The sequence below is a fragment of the Streptomyces sp. NPDC059201 genome, from assembly GCF_042754585.1.
In the GTDB taxonomy this organism is placed as follows: domain Bacteria; phylum Actinomycetota; class Actinomycetes; order Streptomycetales; family Streptomycetaceae; genus Streptomyces.
In genome coordinates this window covers 450,891-474,683 of sequence record NZ_JBHZBB010000003.1, presented here as the reverse complement: position 1 = coordinate 474,683, position 23,793 = coordinate 450,891, and the positions used below count along the sequence as shown (strand labels likewise).

Genomic DNA, 23,793 nt, shown 5'->3' with positions numbered 1-23,793 from the left:
CGAGGCCGGTCCCGGAATGCGGAGACCCGTGCGGCAGAGTGACCCCATGACGAGCTACGAGACGATGGCGTACCACCTGGAGACCGAGCGGCTCATCCTGCGGCCCTGGGCCGAGTCGGACGCGGAGGAGTTCTCCGCCTTGCTCCGCGAGCGCGAGAAGGGGTCGCCCACGGTCGAGAAGGCCCGCGCGGGGATCGTGGAGCTGCTCGCCTCGACGGAGGCCACGGGGATCGCCCTGCTGCCCGTCCAGCGCCGCGACGAGGGCGACTTCATCGGCTACTGCGGGCTGATCATCGGCCGCGCCTCGCTCGACGAGCCCGAGATCGCGTACGAGCTGTTCCGGCACGCGCACGGGCGGGGTTACGCCACCGAGGCGGCCGGCGCGGTGCTCGACGCCGCGATCGCGACCGGCCGCAAGCGGCTCTGGTCGACGGTCGGCACCTGGAACGCGCCCTCGCTGCGCGTCCTGGAGAAGCTCGGATTCGAGCGGGACCACCTGTCCACAGAGGAGAACGGCGAAGTGGTCTGGCTGACGCGCTCGTTGCCGTGACACGCCGGGTGTCATGACGGGGAGTGACACCATGTCGCGTCCGGCTCGTTGAGCGCGGCATGGAGAACACCATCATGCACCGGCGGGCCTCCGTCGTCGTCCTGGTCACCGCCCTCACGCTGGGCCTCTCGGGCGTGGGGAACGCGCAGGCGGGCACCGACGGCGGGCCGTGCCCGTCGGAGGCGGAGATCTTCGCCACCGACAACACCGCGATCATCACGGATCCGTCCGATCCCCGCCTCGACACCCGCCTCACGCGCTTCGACCGCGAGGTACGCCGCATCATCCGCGCCCACGGCGCGAAGCCCGGCGCCTCGACCCTCCTGGAGGGCGTCTTCTGGTCCTCCGACCTCCAGCGGGCCACCTACGAGCGCTCCCGGGACTTCGACGTCGACAGGATCGGGCGCGAGGGACTGAACCACCTCGCCGGAGTCATCGCCAAGCAGTACCGCCAGGAGGCGGTGCTCACCTTCCGCTGCCTGCCGCGGACGTCGCCGGAGGCGGACGCGGTGCGGATCGAGGCCGACGGCGTCGGCGCGACCCGGCTGCACGACGCGCTCGTCGCCGACCCCGAGGCCCGCGAGCGGCTCGGCGGCGGCTCGACCACCCTCGACGGGCGCCTCATCCTCGTCGCCCCGCTCGCCGACCTGCCCCTCGCCCGGAAGTTCACCAAGGACCTGGGCGTCGACTGGAACACGGCTCAGGTGCGGTACGGCGACGAGGAGTTCGTGAGCTGAGACGGGCCGGGCTCGGCCGGCGGGTCCAGTCGGCCGGGCTCGGTCGGCCGGGCTCCGTCGGCCGGCTCCGTCGGCCGGGCTCAGTCGGGCGGGTCCAGGAGGTGGGGGCCGTTGTTGCGGACGTTGTTCACGGCCGGGGAGACCGGCCGGGCGTCGAGCCGGCCCCCGGCGGGCTGCGTGAGCAGGGCGCGGAGGTCGCCGGTGTCCTGATGGTGGGGGTCGAGCCACGCGGCGTAGTGGTCGGGGGAGAGGGCGAGCGGCATGCGGGGGTGGACGCGGCCGGCCGCGTCGGTGGCCTCCGTGGTGATGACCGTGCAGGTGAGCAACCAGGCGGCCGGATCGTCGTCCTGCGCGACGTCGGGGTCGCGCCAGTACTCGTAGAGGCCCGCCATGGCCAGCGGTTCGTCATTGTCGGCGGGATGGATGAAGTACGGCTGCTTGCGGGTCTTTCCCGTGGCCTCGTCCTTCACCGGGTCCCACTCGTAGAAGCCGTCGGCCGGGAGGAGGCAGCGGCGCTTGGCGAAGGCGCGGCGGTAGGCGGGCTTCTCGTGCACCGTCTCGACCCGCGCGTTGATCATCCGGGCGCCCGACCCGGGGTCCTTCGCCCACGACGGCACCAGACCCCACCGCAGCGCCCGCAGCTCGCGGCGCACCTGGCCGTCGCCCTCCCGGCCGGCGCGTTCGAGGACGGCGTACACCTGGTCGGTGGGGGCGACGTTCCAACTGGGTTCCAGGGTCTCCTCCGGCTGCCAGTCGGTCACCTGGAAGAGCCGGGTCAGCTCCTGGGGGCTGCGGGTGGAAGCGTATCGGCCGCACATCCCGTCACTGTGCCACCGCCGACCGCGCTCGCGCCGGGCGACAGGCCGAGGGCGGGGAAGGCGCGGCCCGCGTGGCACCGGAACGGCCTGGGGACAACGGGTGTGACGCGGGAGGGGGTTGGCCCCACCCTGGACGTGCCGGGTGGCCGGATGGGTCGCCGTGCCGCCGGGCGGCAGGGTGAGGGCATGACAACACATCGCCCTGGCACTGGCACTGGCACTGGTACTGCTACTTCTACTGGTACTCGCACTTCCACTGGTACGTCCCTCGTCGCTTCCTTCCTCTCCGCCGCCGTCCTCGCCTCGGTGGGCCTCGTCTCCGCAACCGGAGCCTCCGCGAACGCGGCGACCGCGGCGACCGCGACCGTGCGGACGAGCGCGGCCGCTGCGGGGGGCGCGCTGCGGTGGGAGGAGTGCGCCGCATCCGTGAAGGCGGTCCCCGGGCAGCGGTGCGCCGTCCTGTCCGTGCCGCTCGACCACGCCGACCCCGCGGGGCCCCGTATCGACCTGGCCGTCTCCCGGCTGCCCAGCGCCCGGCCGGAGGCGCGCCGGGGGACGCTGCTCGTGATCCCGGGCGGGCCCGGGAGCTCCGGGGTGCAGCGGCTCGCGCAGAAGGGCGCCGCGCTCGCCGGGGAGACGGGCGGGGCGTACGACCTGGTGGCCTTCGATCCGCGCGGGGTCGGCGGCTCCGCCAAGGCCCGCTGCGGGCTCGCGGCGGAGGACCGGTGGATGGTGACCCTGCGGTCCTGGCCCGCCGCCGACGGGTCGATCCGCGCCAACGTCGAGCGCTCGCGGCGGATCGCCGACGCCTGCGCCCGCGACGGCGGCGCCATGCTGCGCGGCCTCACCACCGCCAACCAGGTGCGGGACATGGAACTCCTGCGGCGGGCGCTCGGCGAGGAGAAGGTGTCGGCCTGGGCCACCTCGTACGGCACCTATGTCGCCGCCCGGTACGCCCAGGAGCACCCGCGGCGCACCGACCGCTGGGTGCTGGACAGCAGCGCCGACCCGGACCCGCGCCGCGTCGCGTACGGCTGGCTCGCGGACATGGCGAAGGGGGCCGAGGACCGCTTCCCGGACTTCGCCGCCTGGGCCTCCCACCCGGACCGCGCGGGGGAGGGGCTGCGGCTGGCCGGGACCCCCGGGGAGGTACGGGCGCTCGTCCTCGCGCTCGCCGCGCGGCTCGACCGGGCCCCCAGGGCCACCGGCGTGCCCGGCGCGCCGCTGGACGGCGCCTCCTTCCGGCAGGCGCTCCAGCTCGCGCTCTACTCCGACACGGCCTTCCCCGCCTTCGCGCGGCTCGTCGGCCAGGCCCTCGATCCGCAGGCCGTTCCCGTGCTGCCGCCCGAGCTGTCCGGAGCGATGCCCGACGAGGCCGCGGCCGTCGCCGTGGGGGTGATCTGCAACGACGTCGACTGGCCCCGTTCCGTACGGGCGTACGCCCGCGCGGTCGCCGCCGACCGGGTCCGGCACCCGCTCACCGGAGGCATGCCCGCCAACGTCACGCCCTGCGCCTTCTGGAAGGGCGGGGCGGTGGAGAAGCCGGTCCGGCTCACCGACGACGGGCCGTCGAACATCCTGATGATCCAGAACCTGCGGGACCCGTCGACCCCGTACTCCTCCGGTCTGAAGATGCGCGGGGCGTTCGGCGACCGGGCCCGGCTGGTCTCGGTCGACCGGGGCGGCCACGGCGTGTACCTGACCGCCGCCGGCGGGGCGGGGAACGCCTGCGGGGACAGGACCGTGACCCGCTTCCTGCTGACCGGCGAGCGGCCGGCCACCGACGTGCGCTGCTGACACGCCGTACTGAGCCGTACCGGGCCGGGTGCGTCAGGCGGCCGCCTCGTCGGCCGGTCCGTCCGCGGCCCCGTCCGCCGTCCCGTCGTCGGCCAGCAGGCCCGCCCTGAGTTCGCCGTAGATGCGGGCGAGGACGCGGGAGACGTGCATCTGGGAGAGGCCGACGCGGCGGCCGATCTCGGCCTGGGTGAGCTCCTCGCAGAAGCGGAGGCCGAGGATCTGCCGGTCGCGGGCGTCGAGGCGGGCGATCAGCGGTTTCAGGGACTCCAGGTCGTCGATCAGCGCGTAGGCGGGTTCCGTGACGGCGGTGCGACGCCCGGCGGTGCCCGCGGAGGCACCGGTCTCGTCGTCGCCGAGGGGGGCGTCGAGGGACTGGGCGGTGTGGGCGTTGGCGGCCAGCTCCGCCTCGGCGACCTCGGACTCGGTGAGGTCGAGCAGGGCGGCCAGCTCCGACCGGCTGGGCCGGCGGCCCGCGCTCTGGAGCAGCGCGTCGGCCGCCTTGGCGAGGGCCATGCGGCGCTCCTGCATCCGGCGGGGGACGTGGACGGCCCAGCCGGTGTCGCGGAAGAAGCGCTTCAGCTCCCCGACCACGGTCGGCAGCGCGAAGGACGAGAAGTCCACCCCGCGCCCCGGGTCGAAGCGGTCGATCGCCTTGATCAGGCCGATCGTCCCGACCTGGAGGATGTCCTCGGCGGGCTCCGGGCGGCCCCGGAAGCGCCGGGCGGCGAACTTCACGAGGCTGAGGTTCAGCTCGATCAGCGTGTCGCGGACGTACGCGTGCTCCTCCGACCCCTCGTCCAGCTCCCGCAGCCGCTGGAAGAGCGACACGGAGAGGGTCCGGGCCCGGTCCGTGGACACGGCGGCCGGGTGCGCGAGCTCGGGAAGCCCTGCCAGCGCCCGCCGCCGTCCGGCGGCCGCCGGGCAGTCCGGGGCGAGGAGGGGGGGCCGGGGTTCCGCGGGTCGTGGAGTCATGCTTCCTCCTGGGTCGGAGGTCCCAATCCGAGTGTCCGCTTCCCGCTGTTATGCGTCAATCTTTACATGAAAGGCGCTTCCGGTATCGCCGCTCCGACCAGGCAGGACGCCCTCGGGTGGTGGCTTCGGCCGACTGCGCCCAGGCTGGGAGGCGTGCGCGGCGGCGCGGGACGGCCGGGACGCCCCCCTGCCCGCCCTCGCCCCCGCCCCCGCGCCCGGCCGAGTCACCAGACGGAGCGACGAAAGGCAGACGTACCGATGACCGAGAGCCGTCCCGCCACCACGACCGACTCCGGCGCCCCGGTGGAGAGCGACGAACACTCGCTCACCGTGGGCCCCGGCGGGCCGATCCTGCTCCAGGACGCCTATCTCATCGAACAGATGGCGCAGTTCAACCGCGAACGGATTCCGGAGCGGCAGCCCCACGCCAAGGGCAGCGGCGCGTTCGGCCGCTTCGAGGTCACCCACGACATCAGCCGCTTCACCAAGGCGGCCCTGTTCCAGCCGGGCACCCGCACCGATCTGGTCATCCGCTTCTCGACGGTCGCGGGCGAGCGCGGCAGCCCGGACACCTGGCGCGACCCGCGCGGCTTCGCGGTGAAGTTCTACACCAGCGAGGGCAACTACGACATGGTCGGCAACAACACGCCGGTCTTCTTCGTCAAGGACCCGATGAAGTTCCAGCACTTCATCCGCTCCCAGAAGCGCCGCGCCGACAGCAACCTGCGCGACCACGACATGCAGTGGGACTTCTGGACGCTGTCGCCGGAGACCGCGCACCAGGTCACCTGGCTGATGGGGGACCGCGGCATCCCGCGCACCTGGCGCCACATGAACGGCTACACGTCCCACACGTACATGTGGATCAACGCCTCCGGCGAGCGGTTCTGGGTGAAGTACCACTTCAAGACCGACCAGGGCGTCGAGTTCTTCACCCAGGACGAGGCCGACCGGATGGCGGCCAGCGACACGGACTTCCACATGCGGGACCTCTTCGAGCACATCCGCGACGGCGACTTCCCCTCGTGGACGCTGCACGTGCAGGTCATGCCGTACGCGGAGGCCGCGGCGTACCGCTTCAACCCCTTCGACCTGACCAAGGTGTGGCCGCACGGCGACTACCCGCTCATCCCCGTCGGCCGGATGACGCTCGACCGCAACCCCACCGACAACCACGCGGAGATCGAGCAGGCGGCCTTCCAGCCCAACAACCTGGTGCCGGGCATCGGACCGAGCCCCGACCGCATGCTGCTGGCCCGCCTGTTCTCGTACGCGGACGCCCACCGGCACCGCATCGGCGCCAACTACCAGCAGCTCCCGGTGAACGCGCCGATCGTCGACGTCCACTCGTACTCGAAGGACGGGGCGATGGCCTACCGGAAGACGGCCGACCCGGTCTACGCCCCGAACTCCAAGGGCGGACCCGCCGCCGACACCGAGCGGTACGGGTCCCCGCCCAGCTGGGCGGCGGACGGCGAGATCACCCGGGCGGCCTACGTCTCCCATCCGGAGGACGACGACTGGGGCCAGGCCGGAACCCTCGTGCGCGAGGTGCTCGACGACGCGGCCCGCGACCGCCTCGTGGACAACGTCGTCGGCCACCTCCTCGACGGCGTCGGCGAGCCCGTCCTGGAGCGCGCCCTCGCCTACTGGAGGAAGATCGACAAGGCACTCGGCGACCGCATCGCCCAAGGGGTACGGGCCAAGGCCGGCGCGTAGCAGCCCCTCACGGCGCCCCGCCCTTCGGGCCGGTGGGTCAGACGGTGCGTTCGACGACGAAGACGGGGATCTCGCGGTCGGTGTGGAGCTGGTAGTCCGCGTAGTCGGCGAAGGCGGCGACGGCGCGGTCCCACCAGACCCGGCGCTCCTCGCCCTCGACGAGGCGGGCCTTCATGTCCCACAGCTGGGGCCCGTCGCGCAGTTCGACGAGGGGCGAGGCGACGAGGTTGTGGTACCAGACGGGGTGCTTCACCGCGCCGCCGTTCGAGGCGACGAGCGCGTAGGCGCCCTCGTGCTCCACCCGCATGAGGGGCGTCTTGCGGAGCTTGCCGCTCCTGGCGCCGACGCTGGTGACCAGGACGACCGGCAGGCCGCGCATGGTGGTGCCTTCGGCGCCGCCGGACGACTCGTAGAGGGCGACCTGGTCGCGGACGAGCTGGTTCGTGCTGGGCTCGTACGTGCCTGTGAGCGGCATGGGTGCTCGCCTTTCGGGGAGGGTGCGACGGAGCCGGACGTTCCAGCTCCGCCTCCGACGCTATCCGACGGCGGCGGTCAGAGGGGCTGTCGGCCGTCACCCGGGGCGGGCAGAATCGGCCGCATGCCGACCACCGCGGGCGGGCCGCCCGCGCACGACACGCCCGCCGACCTCGCCCTCGGCTTCCTGACGGGCGGCGTGATCGGTGGATCGCTGACCGCCTTCATCGGCGGATGCGTCGCCGAGGAGGCGTCGCTGATCGTCACGGGCCTTGTGCTGCCCGCCGTCTACGGCCTCGCGTTCTTCCTCTGTACCCCTCCGCGCCGCGCACGGCGCTCGCCAGGATCGAGCGTTGCCTGGAGACCGCCGAGGCCGAGACCACCGACTTACCGGTCCGGTTCGAGCTGAGCGTCACCCCGGACGCGGTGATCCTGCCGGGGGGTTCCGCACGGCCGGGTGGCGCAGGATCGCGCGCGCCGACCGGCGGCCCCGGAGCCCTCCGCAGAGGCTGGACGGGTCGGCGCCACCCGGTCGCCGGTCCGTCCAGGAGGTCCCGCATGCCCCGATCCGCCCCGGCCCCGCACCCGTACCGACCGCGCCGGGCCGCCGTCACCGCCCTGCTCCTCGCCGCCGCGCTGACCGGCCCCGCCCTCCCGTACGCCAGCGCCGGCGACACCGGCAGCGCCCCGTCCGGGGCGCACGGCAGCGGCGGGTCGGAACGGGAGCTGCGGCAGGCGCTCGCCGACCTCGTCGCCGCCCCCGGCGGACCACCCGGGGCGATCGCCGTCCTCACCCGTGACGGCGTGCCGAAGGTCTACCGCGCGGGTACGGCCGAGGTGGGCACCGCCCGGCCGCCGCGCCCGCACGACCACATGCGGATCGCGAGCGTCGCCAAGGCGTTCAGCGGGGCCGTCGCCCTGAGCCTGGTGGACCGGCGGGCACTGGACCTGGACGACACCCTGGGCCAGCGCCTGCCGCGCCTCCCGAAGGCATGGCACGCCGTGACCCTGCGCCAGCTCCTCCAGCACACCAGCGGCCTGCCCGACTACAGCAAGACCGCGCGCTTCCAGGCGATCGTCCGCGCCGACCCGCGCCACCGCTTCGACTCCCGGCGCCTGCTGGACTTCGCCGCGGGCGAGGGCCTCGCCTTCCCGCCCGGCAGCCGCTACGCCTACTCCAACTCGGACAACATCGCCGTCGCCCTGATGGCCGAACAGGCCACCGGAGAACGCTACGAGGACCTTCTGCGGGACCTGGTCTACCGCCCGCTCGACCTCCGCGACACCAGCCTCCCCTCCGGATTCCGGCTGCCCCGCCCCCTCCTCCACGGCTACGCCACGGCCCCGGGCGAAGAGCCCGAAGACGTCAGCGAGGCGATCAGCGCCTCCGGCGCGTGGGCCTCGGGCGGAGTCGTCTCCACCCCCGCCGACCTGGGCGCCTTCTTCGGCGGCTACGCCGGTCCCGCGCTGCTGTCGCCGCGCACCCGCCGCGCCCAGACGCGGTTCGTGCCCGGCGAGTCCCAGCCGGCGGGCCCCGGCGTGAACGCGGCCGGTCTGGGCCTCTTCCGGTACACCACCCGCTGCGGCACGGTCCTCGGCCACACCGGCAACACCCCGGGCTACACCCAGTTCGCGGCTGCCACCCGCGACGGCCGGCGCACCGTGACCGTCTCCGTCACCAGCCAGGTCCCCCTCGACCCCGCCCTGCTCGCCCGCCTGCGCGCGACGGAGGAGCGCTTCGTCTGCGCCCTCCTGAAGGACGGCCACGGAGGAGACGGGCACCAGGCGTCAGGAGCCGGAAGCTAGGAGCAGATGAGGACGGTCTTCGCGATCGTGGCGCGGGCTTCGAGGGCCGCGTGGGCGTCCGCCGCGTCGGACAGGGCGTAGCGCTGCCCGATCCGGACCCGCAGCCGCCCCTCGCGGACGAGCTGGAGCACGGCCGTTCCCCGGCGGAGGAGTTCCGCCCGGTCCTGGATGTGATGCGTCAGGTTCGGGCGGGTGACGTAGAGGGATCCGGCGGCGTTCAGGCGCTGGAGGTCGAGCGGCGGCACCGCGCCGCCGGACTGCCCGTAGACCGCCAGGACTCCGCGCGGGCGCAGCGCGGCGAGGCTCTCGTCGAAGGTCGGGCCGCCGATGCCGTCGAAGACCGCGGCGGCGCCGAGGCCGTCGGTGTGGCGGCGTACGGCCTCAAGCAGCGCGCCCGGCCGGTGGTCGACGACCTCGGCGGCGCCCGCGGCACGCGCAGCCTCCGCCTTGGCCGCGGTCGACGCGGTGCCGATCACCGTGCCGCCGCGCATCCGCACGAGCTGGGTCAGCAGCGTGCCGACGCCGCCCGCCGCGGCGTGCACGACGACGGTGTCGCCGGGCCGGACCGGGTACGTGTCGTGGCACAGGTAGTGCGCGGTCATGCCCTGGAGCAGGGTGGCCGCCGCCAGTTCGGGGGCCAGTCCGTCCGGGACCGGCACCAGCCGGTCGGCGCGCAGCACGGCGTACTCCGCGTAGGCGCCGGGCAGGTTCGCCCAGGCGACGACGTCGCCGACGGCGACCTCGCGCACCCCGGGGCCGACCTCGACGACCGTGCCGGCGCCCTCCTGCCCGGGGACGAACGGCAGTTCCTGGGGGTAGAGGCCGGACCGGAAGTAGACGTCGACGTAGTTGACCCCGGCGGCGGCGAGGCGTACCAGCGCCTCGCCTTCGCGCGGTGACGGGCGGGGCAGTTCGACGGGTTCGAGCACGTCCGGCCCGCCGGCCCGGCTGACCTGAATGGCTTTCATGGCGGGGATCGTACGGGGGTCGTCCAGGGCCGTACGAGCCACGGCCGCCTCAGCGGAGGTCATAGCCGGCCTCTTCGGCGAGGTCGCGGACGACCGGCAGGACCTGGCGGATCTCGGACTCGTGACGGCGCCACTTGTCCGGGTCGGGCACGGTCTGCGTCATCACGACGGGGAGGTCGCGGCGGCCCCAGGCGTCGGAGAAGGGAAGCTTCACGGCGTCGGCGACGGCCTCCATGGTGGCCACCGGGTCGGCCTGGACGTCCTCGTAGCGGACGAGGACGGAGTTGCCGGTGGGGGCCATGCTCCGGGCGGCGTCCAGGACGGCCCGGTTGTGGGCGACCCAGTTGTGCGCGCAGACCTCGGCCAGGCGCAGGTCCACCCACTCCCGCCAGCCGGGCGGCAGGCTGAGGTTCCACCACTCCTTGCCCCACGGGAACACGTCCGAGTAGCCCTTGATGCGCAGCGGCTCCGGCACCGGGTACGAGAAGAACATCCGCGGGTTGAGCCAGGCGTCCATCAGGGAGCCGACGCTGGTGCGCGGGTCGCGGACGACGAACACGTAGGTGGCGTCCGGGTAGAGGGCCTGGAGGAAGGGGATGCGGAAGCAGGACTGGATGCTCTTCTCCACCAGCCGGATCCCGTCGGCGAGTTCGGCCTCGGTGGGGCGCGGGCCGCGCGGCGGGAAGCAGAACGGGGTGATCTCGTCGAGTTCGCCGCCGTCCCGCGTGGTGGGCGGGCCCTCCGGCAGGACGCCGGGGAAGCGCTCCTTGAGGGCCTTGAGCGGCACGTCGTAGTAGTACGGCTGGAGGCCCTGGGCGCTGATGAAGTCGAGGTAGTCGAGCTTGTCGCCGACGGACCACTCCGCACCGGGCCTGCGGGCGGCGGCCAGCAGGTCGGCGGTCAGCCGCGCCGCCACCTCGGGGGTCGCGTCGGAGGCGTCCAGGGCGTTGGAGTGCCAGCCGCGCCGGCTCGGGTGCAGGTCGCCGCGCTCCCATATCGGCTTGCCTTCGCGGCCGATGCTCCAGACGTGCTCGCTGCGCTCGATCAGACTGCGGACCAGGCTGGTGCCGGAGCGGGGGTGGCCGACGATGAAGATGGGCTGCTTGAGCATGGGTGAGAGCTCGCCTTCGTGAAGTCGTGAAGTCGTGAGTTCGTGAGGAGGGGAGTGCGGAGGGCGCGCGCGAGAAGGGGGTGCGTGCTCAGGCGGGCCAGCGGGCGGACCTGACGTGCCGGTTCGCGAGCCCGGCCACGGTGATCAGGGCCTGGACGCCGGCGATCAGGACGATCGCGCCGGTGACGCCGAGGAACTGGAGGGCCAGGCCGCCGGCCAGGGAGCCGAGGGGGGATCCGGCGCCGATGAGGGTGATGGTCGCGGCGATGGCGCGGCCCCGCCGGTGGTCCGGGGTCTGCCGGAAGATCATGATGTCGACGAGGATCTTCAGCGCCGGCAGGCCGAGCGCGGCCAGGGTCAGCATGGCGAAGACCCAGACCGGTCCGAGCGGGAGCGCCAGCAGGGCGACCGCGGCGGTGGTCAGCGTGGACGCCGAGAGCAGCAGCGCGCCGGGGCTGAGCAGGCGGTTGAGGCGCGGCACCAGAGCCGAGCCGACGAGCATGCCGACGGCGGTGCCGGACAGGGCCAGACCGATGGTGCCGGCGGAGTGGTGCTGGTCTTGCAGGGCCACCATCACCATGAGGATCGCGGCGGTGACGCTGAAGTAGAAGACGCTGATCAGGAGGAGCGCGGACCGCAGCAGCCGGTCGCCGAGCAGCTCGACCACCCCGGAGAAGGCATGGGTGAGCGGTCCGAGCGCGCTCTTCCGTTCGTCGCCCGCCGGCTCGGTGACCGGCTCCGTCTTCGGGACGCGGATCACCAGGGCGCAGACGAACGAGATGACGAATCCGGCGATCGCCGCGACGAACGGGAACGTGCGGGAGACCAGGTAGAGCGCGCCGCCCAGGGGCGGTCCCGCCAGGGCGGCGGCGCCGCTGCGGGCCTCGTCCTGGCTGAGCGCCGCGGTGAGCTGATGGTCCGGCACCACGGCGCGGATCAGCAGCATCCTGGCCGGTGCGCCGAAGGCCGTTCCGGCGCCCAGGACGACGGCGGCGAGGATCAGCAGGCCGAAGTCGGCCCAACCGGCCATCAGGCCGACGACGATGAACGTGAGAGTGAGCGCGCGGACCGCTTCGGAGATCAGCAGGATCCGGCGCCGGTCCCACCGGTCGACCACCGCGCCGGCCGGCAGTCCGACCAGGAGAGCGGTGCCGATCTGGGCGAAGCCGAAGAGACCTGCCAGCGCCGGTGACCCGGTCAGGTGCATGATCAGCAGGGGATACGCGACCTCCACGGTTTCGAGACCGAGGTTGGCCGCGGCCGCCCCGATCCAGAGGATCTGGAAACGCCGGTTGCGGCGCAGGGGTGTTGGCGTGGCGGGAGCTTCGCTATCACTCTGACGTAAGCGTTCACTCATGCGTGAACGGTAGCATGTTGGTGAATGGTTCGCTACGAGGAAACGGAGTGCGGCAATGGCTGACGATGCCGACGCGGTGGCGGTCGTCCGGGAAGTGGACGACGTGGAGACGCTGAAGGCCCTGTCCGACCCGCTGAGGCTGGCGATCCTGCGCACGATGATGAGCGACGTGCGCGCGGGGCACCGGGTGAAGGACATCGCACGGCTGCTGGACCAGCCGCCCACCCGGCTCTACCGGCACATCAAGGTGCTGGAGGCGGCGGGCCTGATCAAGGTGGCGCAGACCCGGATGGTCTCCGGGATCCAGGAGAGCCAGTACCAGGTGGCGCAGTTCGCCCTGCGGCTGAGCCGGGACCTGCTGGCCGCGCCGGGCAACGCGGGCGACCTCGCCGACGCGTTCGCCGCGACGCTGAACGACTTCCGCGACCGGCTCGTCCGGGACATCATCAGCGGTCGCTTCCAGCCCGAGGCGGACCCGGAGACCGAGGAGAAGCCGGACCCGCTCGGCCCGATGGTCGTGGCGCTGGACCGCCGGCTGTCGCCGGAGCGGGCCACCGAGTTCCGGTCCCGACTGTCCGCGCTCATGGAGGAGTTCAACCGGCCCGACGACGAGGAGAACGCCGTCGTGCCCGTCGAGTTCCTGATGATGTTCTGGGCTCCCAAGGAGCCCGCCGGAGAGCCGTCGGCGTAGCAGTCCCACCTTTCCCAGGCCGGGCATGCGGATGACCGCGCCGTACGCCCTTCCGGACGTCTCGGCGCGGTCACCGTCGTGCGGGTCGTTCGGGGGGACGCCTCACCCGGGTACGGGTACGGGCAACGGGCGTCCCCCGCGGCTCACTTGGCCGCGATGAAGAGGCGGCCGCCGGGGAAGCGGTGCGGCACGCACCGGGCCTGCTCGAAACCGGCCTGCCGGAAGCGGGCCAGCCAGTCCTCCTCCGGAGGCAGCGGTACGTCCATGAACCCGGCGTGCAGATAGGTGAACAGGGCGCTGAACCTGCGCTCGCGCTCACCGGAGGCGTACGGCACCGAGTCGGTGATGGCCATGATGCCGCCAGGGCGCAGCGCCTCCCGGCACGCGCGCAGCACCCGGTCGAAGACGTCGCCCTCCCGCACGATGTCGTGGAAGACGAACCCGGCGTGGACGACGTCGGCGCCCTCCACCGGCGTGGGGTCGTCGGCCACGGACTGGATCGGCCGCTCCACCACCTCAAGACGGTCGCCGACGCCCGCCGCCAGCGCCGCGCGGGCCGCCTCCCGGCACGCGCCCGCGCTCATGTCCAGGGCCACGCCCGTGCTCTCCGGCAGCCGGCCCAGCAGGTCGATCAGCAGACCGGCGGCGCCGGCGCCGAGGTCGACGATCCTGCGCGGCCGGGCGGCGAGGATCGCCTCGGTGGCGGCCGGGTAGAAGCCCTGGCTGCCGATCCACCGGGAACTGACCGCGACCTCGCGCCCGTTCCGCTCGTACCGCGCCCCGGCACCGGCCGGGTCGCGCAGGAACTCGGCGGGGTTCTGGACGTACGGCTGGTTGGCCCTCAGCGACCAGATGAGGTAGCCGGACTCGTGGATCCGGTCGGCGAAGTCGTCCGCGATCCGGAACTCCTTGACGCCCGCCGGCACCAGCAGCGCGGCGGCGACCAGGGCGGACAGGAAGGCGTCCATGCCCTCCTCCGGCACGTCGGCGGCGGCCGCCAGCTCGGCCGAGGTGACCGGCTCGCCGCGCTCCAGCAGCGGGACGATGCCCAGCCGGTCGGCCATCTCCAGCAGGGCGGCGACGGCGGCGAGATCGGCCGCGGTCTCAGGGCGATTGATGGGTGACATCGCGCTCTCCCACTCCATTTCGACGATCAACTCGGGTTCCACGGGGCCGGGCCGGGTGCGTGCCCGGCCGGCGGGCGCGGCACCGTCGGCGCCGAGCCGGTCTTGAGTCCCGCCGCCACGGCTCGCCTGCCACGGCTCGCCCGCCGCGGGACGGCGGGGGAGGGCGGGTGCGGCGGCGCGCGCGGACCGGTCGGGTCCGTCGAGGTCCGCGCCGCACGGCACGCCGGCGGGGTGGTGGCCGTGCGAGCCGGTCGGGCCGGCACGGCCACGCGAGGGGTACGCCCCTGGCCTCATCGCGAGTCCGCGTCCTCGCCGCTGGAGCCGCTGGGCCTGTCGGGCGCAGCGGGGCCGCTGGGGCCGGTGCGCCTGCGGAGCTTCGGGCGGGTGCGGGTCGGGGCCTGGCCGAGGTGCGCGGCGAGGGCGGCGACCGTCGGGGACTCGAAGAGGACGGCCACGCTGAGGCTCGCGCCGAAGCGGGTGCGCACCCGGTTGAGCAGGCGGGTGGCGAGCAGCGAGTGGCCGCCGAGGTCGAAGAAGTTGTCGTCCACGCCGACCCGAGGGGTCTTCAGGATCTCGGCGAACAGGGCGCACAGCGCCGCCTCCCGCTCGTCCCGGGGCGCCACGTACGCCCTCGTGGACGCGCTCGGGTCGGGCGCCGGGAGCGCCTTCCTGTCGACCTTGCCGTTGCCGGTCAGCGGCAGCCGGTCCAGGGTGACGAACAGGCTCGGCACCATGTGGTCCGGGAGCGTCAGGGCGGCGTGGGCCCGTACCGCGGCCACGTCCACGTCCGCCGGTACCAGGTAGCCGATCAGCCGCTCGCCGTCCCCGGTGACCGTCGCGTGCGCCACGTCCGGATGGCCCGTCAGGGCCGCCTCGACCTCGGCCGGTTCGATCCGGAAGCCGCGGACCTTCAGCTGCGCGTCGGCGCGCCCGTCGAACTCCAGGATCCCGTCGGGCCGGTACCGGGCGAGGTCGCCGGTGCGGTACATGCGCCCGCCGGCCGGGCCGTACGGGTCGGCGACGAACCGCGCGGCCGTCACGTCCGGCTGGTGCGCGTAGCCGCGGGCGAGCCCGGTCCCGGTCACGTACACCTCACCGGGGACGCCGGGCGGTACCGGGCGCAGCCGCTCGTCGAGCAGATAGATACCGGTGTTGTCCATGGCCCGGCCGATCGGCACCGTGCGGGACGGTGCCGTGGTGATCGGGTACCAGGAGGAGATGACGGTGGTCTCGGTGGTGCCCCAGGCGGCCGCGACGGCCGTGCGCGGCGCGGCGGCCAGCAGGTCGGCGACCGAGGCGGGTGACACCACGTCACCGGCCACCCAGACGAGGTCCAGGGCGGCCAGGGCGGGTCCGGCCTCGGCCACCATCAGGTTGAACAGGGCGGAGGTGAAGACCGCGGTGGTGGCCTTCCCCTCGACGATGGTGCGGGCCAGGACGTCGGTGTCCAGGTCGACCTCGGGCGCGATCACCACCCGGCCGCCGGTCAGCAGCGGCAGCCAGATCTCGTACGTGGACGGGTCGAACGACGTCGGGGAGTGCATGAGCGCGTCGGCCGGCCGCAGTGCCGCCCAGGCGCGGTCGGTGACGAACTCGGCGACGCTGCGGTGCGAGACGCCGACCGCCTTGGGGGTGCCGGTCGAGCCGCTGGTGAACATCGTGTACGCGGTGCGGTCCGGGTGGCTCGTGGTCGACGGCGCGTGCTCCTCGGAACCGGGGGAGGGCGTGACGACCGTGACCCCGGTCAGCTCGGTGGGCCGGTCGGTGACGAGCAGTCGGGCCCGCATGTGGTCGACCATGCGCTGCTGCCGGGCGAGCGGCGCGGACCCGGGCAGGGGCAGGTAGCCGCCGCCCGCCTTGATCACGGCGAGCACCGTCACGAGGTAGTCGATGCCGCGCGGCTGGAGCACCGCCACCGGGTCGTCGGGCGCGCAGCCCGCCGCCACCAGCGCGTGTGCCAGGTGGTTGGCGCGCCGGTCGAGCTCCCGGTAGCCGATCGACCGGTCGCCCTCGACGGCGGCGACCGCGTCCGGGGTGGCGGCGGCCCTGCGGGCGAAGAGGACGGCGAGGTCCTCGTCGACGACCGGCCGCGCGGTGTCGCTCTCGCCCGCCAGCGCGGTACGCCGCTCGGTGTCGGAGAGCAGGTCGATCCGTCCGATCGGCGCGTCGGGGTCCTCGACGGCCGCGTCCAGGACCCGCAGGAGCCGGTCCATGAGGGCGGCCACGGTGTCCCGGTCGAACAGGTCGGTGCGGTAGCGCACCTCGCCGGTGATGCCCTCGGGCGCCCGGCCGTCCCCGTGGTGCTCGACGAAGCTCAGGTTGAGGTCGAAGTCCACCGGACCGACCCGGATCGCCTCGACCGCGCCCTCGGCCGGGGCCGGCGACACGTCCACCCCGGCGAGCGCGAACGCGGACTCGGCGTTGTTCTGGAGCACCAGCATGGTCTGGAAGAGGGGGTGCCGGCTCAGGCTGCGGGCCGGGTTGAGCGCGTCCACGACCCGGTCGAAGGGCAGCTCCTGGTGGGCGTAGGCCGCCAGGTCCAGCTCCCGCACCCGGCCGAGGAGTTCGCGGAAGCTCGGATCACCGGCGGTGTCGGTCCGCAGGACCAGGCTGTTGACGAAGCAGCCGACCAGGTGGTCGAGGCTGTCGTCGCTGCGCCCGGCGACGGTGGTGCCGACGGGGATGTCGGTGCCCGCGCCGAGCCGGGTGTAGAGCGTGGCGAGCGCCGCGTGCAGCACCATGAAGAGCGTGGTGTGCGTGGACCGGGCCAGGTCGAGCAGCCGCGCGTGGAGCGGTGCGGGCAGCGTCACCGGAAGCAGCGCGCCGGGCAGGTCGGAGGAGTCGGGCCGGGGCCGGTCGTAGGGCAGGGCCAGTTCCTGCGGGAGACCGGTGAGCCGCTCGGTCCAGTACGCCGAGAGCCGCTTCCCGGCAGGGCCTTCGAGGAGGGCGCGCTGCCACAGGGTGTAGTCGGCGTACTGCACCGGCAGGGGCCGCCAGACCGGCGCGTCCCCGCCGGCGCGGGCGGCGTACGCCTGCGCGAGGTCCCGGGTCAGCGGGGCCAGCGACCAGCCGTCGCCGCCGATGTGATGCATCAGCAGCAGCAGTGTGTGCCGGTCCGGGCCGGTGGTGAACAGGTGCAGCCGCAGCGACAGGTCGGTGGTGAGGTCGAACCGGTGCCCGGCGGCGGCCGTCAGCTCCCGGTCCAGCTCGGCCGGGTCCACCGCCGAGATCCGCAGCACCTCGTCCGGGTCGGCGGCGGCCAGGACGTGCTGGCGCGGCGCGCCGTCGACCTCGGGGAACCGGGTGCGCAGCGTCTCGTGGCGGTCCAGCAGATCGCCCACCGCGGCGCGCAGCGCGCCGGTGTCCAGGGCCCCTTCCAGGCGCAGCACCAGGGGCCAGCCCAGGCCGTTCCACCGGGACAGGAACCACAGCCGCTCCTGGGCGTAGGACAGCGGCATCGGGACCGGCCGGACGGCCGGCAGCAGGGGGCCGTGGGCGCGGCCCGCCCCGTCGCCGGAGTCGAGCCGCGCGCCGAGCCGGGCGCCGAGTGCCGCCGCCGTCGGGGCCTCGAACAGGTCCGCGATGCCCAGGTCGGCTCCCAGGTGGGTGCGGATCCGGTTGACCAGGCGGGTGGCGAGGAGCGAGTGGCCGCCGAGGTCGAAGAAGTTGTCGTGGACGCCGACCCGGGACCTGCCGAGGAGTTCGCCCATGAGCGCGACGAGGATCTCCTCGGCCGGGGTGCGCGGCGCCGTGTATCCGGTACCGGTCTCGAACCGGGGCTCCGGCAGGGCCCGCCGGTCGACCTTGCCGTTGCCGGTGAGCGGCAGCCGGTCGAGGACGACCCAGGCGCCGGGCACCATGTAGTCGGGCAGGACCGCGGCGACCCGGTCCTGGACGCGGGCGACGTCCAGGCCGCTCTCCTGGGGCACCAGGTAGGCGACGAGCCGGCGTTCGCCGCCCCGGTCCTCGTGGGCGGTGACGAACGCCTGCCCGACCTCCGGCAGGGCGGTGAGCGCGGACTCGACCTCGGCGGGTTCGACCCGGAAGCCGCGGATCTTCACCTGGGCGTCGGCCCGCCCGACGAAGTCCAGGGTGCCGTCGGCGCGCCACCGGGCGATGTCACCGGTCCGGTACATCCGGCTCCCCGGCGGCCCCCACGGGGCGGCGGTGAACCGCTCGGCGGTCAGGTCGGGCCGGCCGGCGTACCCGCGCGACAGTCCCGAGCCGGCGATGTACAGCTCGCCCGGCACCCCCGTCGGCACCGGCTGGAGCCGCGCGTCGAGGACGTACAGGCGGGTGTTGTCCATCGGCGTGCCGATCGGCACCCGGACGGGCACGGCCTGCGCGTCCGACAGGGTGAACCGGGTGGAGCAGGTGGTGGTCTCGGTCGGCCCGTACAGGGCCCTCACCGTGAGCCCCGGATGGCGGTCGAGGAGCCGCGCGACCGCCGCGGGCGGCACCACGTCGCCGCCGGTCAGGACCTCCCGGACGCCCGCGAAGCAGCCCGGGTCCTCCGCGAGGGCCCCGAAGAGGCCGGAGGTGAGCCAGATCCGGTCGACCCCGTACGAGGTCACCGCGCGGGCCAGGCCGGTGGCGTCGAGGATCCCCTCGGGGGCCACCACGACCGTGCCGCCGGTCAGCAGCGGCGTCCAGATCTCGTGCACCGACGCGTCGAACCCGGTGGCGGAGTGCATCAGGACGGTGCCGCCCGCCCTCCAGAGCCCGTCCCGGACGAAGCCGGCCGTGTTCCGGTGCGTCAGGACGACGGCCTTCGGGGTGCCGGTCGAGCCGCTGGTGAACATCACGTACGCGGCCTGGTCCGGGTGCGGGTCCGCTGGGGGCGGCTCGGGCGACTCGCCGTCCCCGGGCGCCAGCACGGTCAGGCCCGCCGACTCGTCCGGCCGGTCGGTGACGAGCAGGGTGGCGCCGGCCTGGCCGGCCATCTGGCGCAGCCGGTCCTCGGGGGAGTTCTCCGGCAGCGGCAGATACGCCGCGCCGGCCTTCAGCACCGCGAGCATGGACACGATGAGGTCGGCCGAACGCCGCTGGAGCAGCGCCACCGGCCGGTCCGGGGCGGCGCCCGCCTCGATCAACCGGTGCGCCAGATGGTTGGCGCGCCGGTCCAGTTCGGCGTACGTCAGGGTGACCGGGCCGGTGACCGCGACCGCGTCGGGGGTCGCCTCGGCGCGCGCGGCGAACAGGCGCGGCAGTGAGGCTTCCGGCAGCGGCCGCTCCGTGTCGTTCCAGGTCCGCAGGAGGGTGTCGCGCTCGCCGCTCCCGAGCACGTCGAGCCCGCCCAGCCGCTGGTCGGGGTCGGTGGCGACGGCGTCGAGGACCCGGACGAACCGGTCGGCCAGCGACCGGACCGTGTCCGCGTCGAAGAGCCCCGTGCGGTAGACGATCTCGCCGACCATGCCGTCGGCGCCGCCGTCCCGCCCGTACAGCTCCGTGAGGTTCACGAAGAGGTCCAGCTGCGCGGCGGACGGCGTCGACCGCACCACCTCGACGTCCAGACCGGCCAGGTCGAAGGCGGCGTCCGCGTTGTTCTGAAGGACCAGCATCGTCTGGAAGAGCGGGTGCCGGCTCAGCGTGCGGGCCGGGTTCAGCGCCTCCACGAGCCGGTCGAAGGGCAGCTCCTGGTGGCTCAGGGCGGCCACGTCGTCGGTCCTGGTGCGCTCCAGGAGCTCACGGAAGGTCGGGTCGCCCCCGGTGTCGGTGCGCAGCACCAGGTTGTTGACGAAGAACCCGATCAGATCGTCGAGTTGGTCGTCGCCGCGCCCGGCGACCACCGTGCCGATGGGGATGTCGGTCCCCGCGCCGAGCCGCGTGTACAGCGCGGCCAGGGCGGCGTGCAGCACCATGAAGAGCGTGGTCCGGCTCTGCTGCGCCAGGGCTGCCAGACGCGCGTGCAGGGACGCGGGGATCCGCAGGGGGAGAAGGGCGCCGTCGTGGTCGGCGCCGCCGGGGCGGGGCCGGTCGTAGGGCAGGGCCAGCTCCTCCGGGAGAGCGGCCAGGTAGGCGCGCCAGAAGCCCGAGAGCTGTTCCTGGTACGCCGGGGTGAGCAGGTCGCGCTGCCAGAGCGCGTAGTCGGCGTACTGCACCGGCAGCGGCCGCCACTCCGGCGCGGAGCCGGTGACCCGCGCCGCGTACGCGGTGGACAGGTCCCGCGCCAGCGGCCGCATCGACCAGCCGTCGCCCGCGATGTGGTGCAGCACCAGCACCAGGACGTGCCGGTCCGGCGCCGTGCGCAGCAGCCACACCCGCACCGGCGCCTCCGCCGTGACGTCGAAGGGGCGCCGGCAGGCGCTCCGTACCGCCTCGTCCAGCTCGGACTCCTCGACGTCCCGCACACGGATCAGGTCGTCGTCCGCCCGGACGTGGGGCAGGATCCGCTGGTACGGCCGGCCGTCCCGCTCGTCGAAGACGGTGCGCAGCGACTCGTGCCGTGCCATCAGGTCCTCGACGGCTGAGGCCAGCGCCGCCCGGTCCACCGGGCCGGAGAGGCGCAGCACCACGGGCAGGTTGTAGGTCCAGCCCAGCGGGTCCGTCCGGTTGACGAACCACAGGCGCTGCTGGGCCCAGGACAGCGGGACGCGGTCCGGTCGCGGGCCCGAGGCCAGGGCGGGCGCCTCCTGCCCGGTGGTCTCGGCGATGGCGGCCGCGAGACCCGCGACGGTGGGCGCGGCGAACAGGGCGTCGAGCCCGAGCCGGACGCCGAGGGCGCCCCGGATGCGGTTGAGCAGACGGGTGGCGAGGAGCGAGTGGCCGCCGAGGTCGAAGAAGTCGTCGTCGATGCCGACCGAGGGCCGGTCGAGCAGTTCGGCGGCCAGTTCGCAGAGCAGCCTCTCCCGCGCGTCACGCGGGGCCCGGCCGGTCCCTTGGCCCCGGAAGTCGGGTGCGGGCAGCGCCCGCCGGTCCAGCTTCCCGCTCGCCGTCAGCGGCAGCCCGTCCAGCACGACGAACGCGGAGGGCACCAGGTACGAGGGGAGGCGCTCCTTGGCCCAGTCGCGCAGCGCCGCGACGAGCAGCCCACGGCGGCGGGTGGCGATCGGGTCGTTCGTGAATCCGGAAGACGTCGTGGCACCGTCGGCTCCGCCGCGCAGGTAGACGCCGTCCAGGACCATCGGGCCGTCGGCGGCCGGGAAGAGGACGTCGAGCAGGTCCGGGCCCTCCGCCGACCAGGTCACGACGGCGGTGCGTCCGTGCTCGGCGGCGAGCGCGGGCCACTGCTCGGGGTCGATCTGGTCGCCGGGCCCCGCGAGCGCGGCGCGCGCGGTGTCCACCGGCGCGTGCGCCCGGACCGCCCGCGCGGCGGCGACCTCGCCGGCGACGCGGGCGTTGCGTACCCCGGTGAGGCGCAGCGCGGTGCCGTCGGCCAGCCGGGCGGCCAGGTCCCCGGTGGACCGGACGTCGCTGCCCCAGCGCAGGGCCGGGACCGCCGTCAGGTCCTGCGCGCCGGTGCCGTCCTTGTGGAGCACGACGTCGTAGCGGTGCTTGGTGAGTTCGTTGTGGTCGGCGCCCGGCTTGAGCCGCAGGTCGACCGCGCCGGCGCCGACGGTGCCGAAGAAGCCCGGGTCGACCAGGAGTTCCTTCTCCAGGACCACCGCCTGCTCGATCTCCCGGCGCAGCACCTCAGGTGCAGGGTCGTGGTCGGGTTGGCCGAGCTGACCGAGGCGTACGCCGGTCCACATGCCGTCCACGAGCGGGAGGCACCGCACGTCGCCGACGAACAGCCGGCCGCCCGGCCGGAGCAGGTCCAGCAGCTTCGTCAGGACGTCCCGCAGGTACTCCTCGTGGGGGAAGTACTGCACGACGGAGTTGATGACGATCGTGTCGAAGTGGCCTCGGGGCAGGCCGGTGGTGTCGTCGGCGGCCTGGGCGCGCAGGGTGACCTTCGCGGCGGTGTCCGGCTCCCCGGCGAGCCGGTCGCGCAGTCCCTCGATCGCGGAGGCCGAGTAGTCGGTGCCCCAGTACGCGTCCACCTCGCCGACCAGCGGCGTCAGGATCAGTCCTGACCCGACGCCGACCTCCAGGACACGGCGCGGCGCGAAGCCGCGGATCCGGGCGACGATCGCCTCGCGCCAGCGGGCCATCTGCTCGACCGGGATGCCCTCGCCGGTGTAGCTGGAGTTCCAGCCGGTGAAGTCGGTTCCGAAGGCGGAGCGGTCGGAGCCGTCGTAGAACGAGTCGTAGATCTGCTGCCACTCGTCGACGTGCGACGCGGCGCCGCCGTCGTCACCGTCGTCGCCGTCCGGTGTCCGGGCGGCGACCAGGTACCCGGCGAGCCGCTTCTCGCCGGCCTGGTCCTCGTGCACCAGGACCCGGGCCTGCTCCACCCCCGGGTGCCCGGTGAGGACCGTCTCGATCTCGCCCGGCTCGATCCGCAGACCGCGGATCTTGACCTGGTCGTCGGCCCGGCCGCAGTAGGCGAGCTGACCGTCCGGCAGCCGCCGCACCAGGTCGCCGGTGCGGTACATCCGCGTGCCCGGCGCCCCGAACGGGTCGGCGACGTACCGCTCCGCCGTGAGTCCGGCGCGGTCGACGTACCCCCGCGTCACGCCGCCGCCCCCGCTGTACAGCTCGCCGATCTCGCCGGGCGGCGTCGGGCGGAGCTCCTCGTCCAGCACGTACAGGTGGCTGTCGCCGGCCCGGGAGCCGATCGGCGGCGCGTCCGGCCCCGGCGTGAGCGGCTCCGAGAGCGTGATCGCCATGGTGGTCTCGGTGGGCCCGTAGCCGTTGACCATCCTGCGGCCGGGGCTCCAGGTGTCCACGAGCCGCGCGCCGCACGCCTCGCCGCCGACCATCAGGGCCTTCAGGGCGGGCAGTTCGGTCCGTGGCACGGTGGCCAGGACCGACGGCGGGACGAACGCGTGGGTGACGGCCCCGTCCGCGAGGAATCCGGCCAGCTCCTCGCCGACGAGCGTGTCGGGCGGCGAGACGACCAGCGTGCCGCCGGGCCCGAACGCCAGCAGCACCTCGATGATCATGGCGTCGAAGCTGGGCGAGGCGAGCTGCGACACCACGCAGCCGGGGCCCGCCGCCATCCGGCCGGCCAGGTCGGCGGCGAACGGCGGGATCCCCCGGTGCGGTACCGCGACCCCCTTCGGCCGGCCCGTCGAACCGGACGTGTAGATGACGTACGCCAGGGACAGCGGATGGTCCACCGGGTCCGGCGCGGTCACCGGCGCCCCGGCCGCCTCCGCCAGCAGCTCCGGCAGCGACCACTGCGCCGTGCCCGGGGTGTCCGGCAGCCCGGGCAGCACCGCCTCCGCGGCCAGCAGGGCGCGGGGCGCGCTGTCGGCGCACATGAAGGCGATCCGCTCGGCGGGGTGGTGGACGTCCACCGGCAGGAACGCGCCGCCGGCCTTGCCGACCGCGAGCATGGCGACGATCAGCTCCGCCGAGCGGGGCAGCGCGAGGGCCACCACGTCCTCGGCGCCGACGCCGCGCCCGCGCAGCACGTGGGCCAGTCGGTTGGCGCGCGCGTCCAGCTCGGCGTAGTCCCACGCGACCGGGCCGCAGCGCAGCGCGGGCGCGTCACCGCGCCGCGCCGCGTGCCGGGCCACCAGGCCGTGCAAGGACTCGGACACGTCGGTGTCGGCTGACGGCAAGCGCTCCGGCGAAAACGGCATCGCGGCTCTCCATGTCCCTGTGTGCCGGTGGTCC

15 protein-coding genes are annotated in these 23,793 nt (G+C 74.2%); 7 read left to right on the top strand and 8 right to left on the bottom strand.

Annotated features, from left to right (window positions below):
- Positions 1-46 precede the first annotated feature (46 nt).
- Both ACFXMG_RS12385 and ACFXMG_RS12380 read left to right on the top strand, forming a co-directional pair.
- On the top strand, positions 47-550 hold the full coding sequence (locus ACFXMG_RS12385) for a GNAT family N-acetyltransferase (protein WP_383816843.1): 504 nt from the start codon (positions 47-49) through the stop codon (positions 548-550).
- A gap of 59 nt (positions 551-609) precedes the next feature.
- A complete protein-coding gene (locus ACFXMG_RS12380; protein ID WP_383816840.1) occupies positions 610-1,287 on the top strand; it encodes a hypothetical protein in 678 nt (225 codons plus the stop codon).
- 80 nt (positions 1,288-1,367) lie between these two features.
- Here the strand turns inward: ACFXMG_RS12380 and ACFXMG_RS12375 are convergent, their stop codons facing one another.
- On the bottom strand, positions 1,368-2,105 hold the full coding sequence (locus tag ACFXMG_RS12375) for an SOS response-associated peptidase (protein WP_383816837.1): 738 nt from the start codon (positions 2,103-2,105) through the stop codon (positions 1,368-1,370).
- A 135-nt stretch (positions 2,106-2,240) separates the two neighbouring features.
- Between ACFXMG_RS12375 and ACFXMG_RS12370 the strand changes: the two genes are divergently transcribed.
- A complete protein-coding gene (locus tag ACFXMG_RS12370; protein ID WP_383817047.1) occupies positions 2,241-3,902 on the top strand; it encodes an alpha/beta hydrolase in 1,662 nt (553 codons plus the stop codon).
- A 33-nt stretch (positions 3,903-3,935) separates the two neighbouring features.
- Here ACFXMG_RS12370 and ACFXMG_RS12365 read toward each other — a convergent pair whose 3' ends face one another.
- Positions 3,936-4,874 carry a SigB/SigF/SigG family RNA polymerase sigma factor gene (locus ACFXMG_RS12365; protein WP_383816834.1) on the bottom strand — a complete coding sequence of 313 codons (939 nt, stop codon included), beginning with the start codon at positions 4,872-4,874 and terminating at the stop codon, positions 3,936-3,938.
- Between the two features lie 258 nt (positions 4,875-5,132).
- Here ACFXMG_RS12365 and ACFXMG_RS12360 point away from each other — a divergent pair, with 258 nt between their 5' ends.
- Complete coding sequence (locus ACFXMG_RS12360) at positions 5,133-6,593, top strand: catalase (RefSeq protein ID WP_383816831.1); 1,461 nt, start codon at positions 5,133-5,135, stop codon at positions 6,591-6,593.
- A gap of 37 nt (positions 6,594-6,630) precedes the next feature.
- Here ACFXMG_RS12360 and ACFXMG_RS12355 read toward each other — a convergent pair whose 3' ends face one another.
- Complete coding sequence (locus ACFXMG_RS12355) at positions 6,631-7,068, bottom strand: nitroreductase family deazaflavin-dependent oxidoreductase (protein ID WP_383816828.1); 438 nt, start codon at positions 7,066-7,068, stop codon at positions 6,631-6,633.
- A gap of 123 nt (positions 7,069-7,191) precedes the next feature.
- Between ACFXMG_RS12355 and ACFXMG_RS12350 the strand changes: the two genes are divergently transcribed.
- Together ACFXMG_RS12350 and ACFXMG_RS12345 are read left to right on the top strand one after the other, a co-directional pair.
- Entirely contained in the window at positions 7,192-7,476 is a 285-nt protein-coding gene (locus ACFXMG_RS12350) for a hypothetical protein (RefSeq protein WP_383816826.1), read from the top strand.
- A gap of 149 nt (positions 7,477-7,625) precedes the next feature.
- Positions 7,626-8,873 (top strand): serine hydrolase domain-containing protein, encoded by a 1,248-nt coding sequence (locus ACFXMG_RS12345; RefSeq protein ID WP_383816823.1) that lies wholly within the window; start codon positions 7,626-7,628, stop codon positions 8,871-8,873.
- Here ACFXMG_RS12345 and ACFXMG_RS12340 read toward each other — a convergent pair.
- From ACFXMG_RS12340 to ACFXMG_RS12330, 3 genes are all read right to left on the bottom strand, one after another.
- Positions 8,870-9,841 (bottom strand): quinone oxidoreductase family protein, encoded by a 972-nt coding sequence (locus tag ACFXMG_RS12340; RefSeq protein WP_383816820.1) that lies wholly within the window; start codon positions 9,839-9,841, stop codon positions 8,870-8,872. The genes ACFXMG_RS12345 and ACFXMG_RS12340 overlap by 4 nt on opposite strands.
- A gap of 49 nt (positions 9,842-9,890) precedes the next feature.
- Positions 9,891-10,952 carry a sulfotransferase family protein gene (locus tag ACFXMG_RS12335; RefSeq protein WP_383816817.1) on the bottom strand — a complete coding sequence of 354 codons (1,062 nt, stop codon included), beginning with the start codon at positions 10,950-10,952 and terminating at the stop codon, positions 9,891-9,893.
- Between the two features lie 88 nt (positions 10,953-11,040).
- Positions 11,041-12,309: an MFS transporter gene (locus ACFXMG_RS12330; protein WP_383816814.1), complete on the bottom strand. Its 1,269-nt coding sequence runs from the start codon at positions 12,307-12,309 to the stop codon at positions 11,041-11,043.
- Between the two features lie 55 nt (positions 12,310-12,364).
- Between ACFXMG_RS12330 and ACFXMG_RS12325 the strand changes: the two genes are divergently transcribed.
- Entirely contained in the window at positions 12,365-13,000 is a 636-nt protein-coding gene (locus ACFXMG_RS12325; RefSeq protein ID WP_383816808.1) for a helix-turn-helix domain-containing protein, read from the top strand.
- Positions 13,001-13,143: 143 nt separating this feature from the next.
- Here the strand turns inward: ACFXMG_RS12325 and ACFXMG_RS12320 are convergent, their stop codons facing one another.
- Both ACFXMG_RS12320 and ACFXMG_RS12315 read right to left on the bottom strand, forming a co-directional pair.
- Positions 13,144-14,127, bottom strand: coding sequence for a class I SAM-dependent methyltransferase (locus tag ACFXMG_RS12320; RefSeq protein WP_383816806.1), 984 nt, complete (start codon positions 14,125-14,127; stop codon positions 13,144-13,146).
- A gap of 290 nt (positions 14,128-14,417) precedes the next feature.
- Positions 14,418-23,759 (bottom strand): amino acid adenylation domain-containing protein, encoded by a 9,342-nt coding sequence (locus ACFXMG_RS12315; protein WP_383816804.1) that lies wholly within the window; start codon positions 23,757-23,759, stop codon positions 14,418-14,420.
- Positions 23,760-23,793 lie beyond the last annotated feature (34 nt).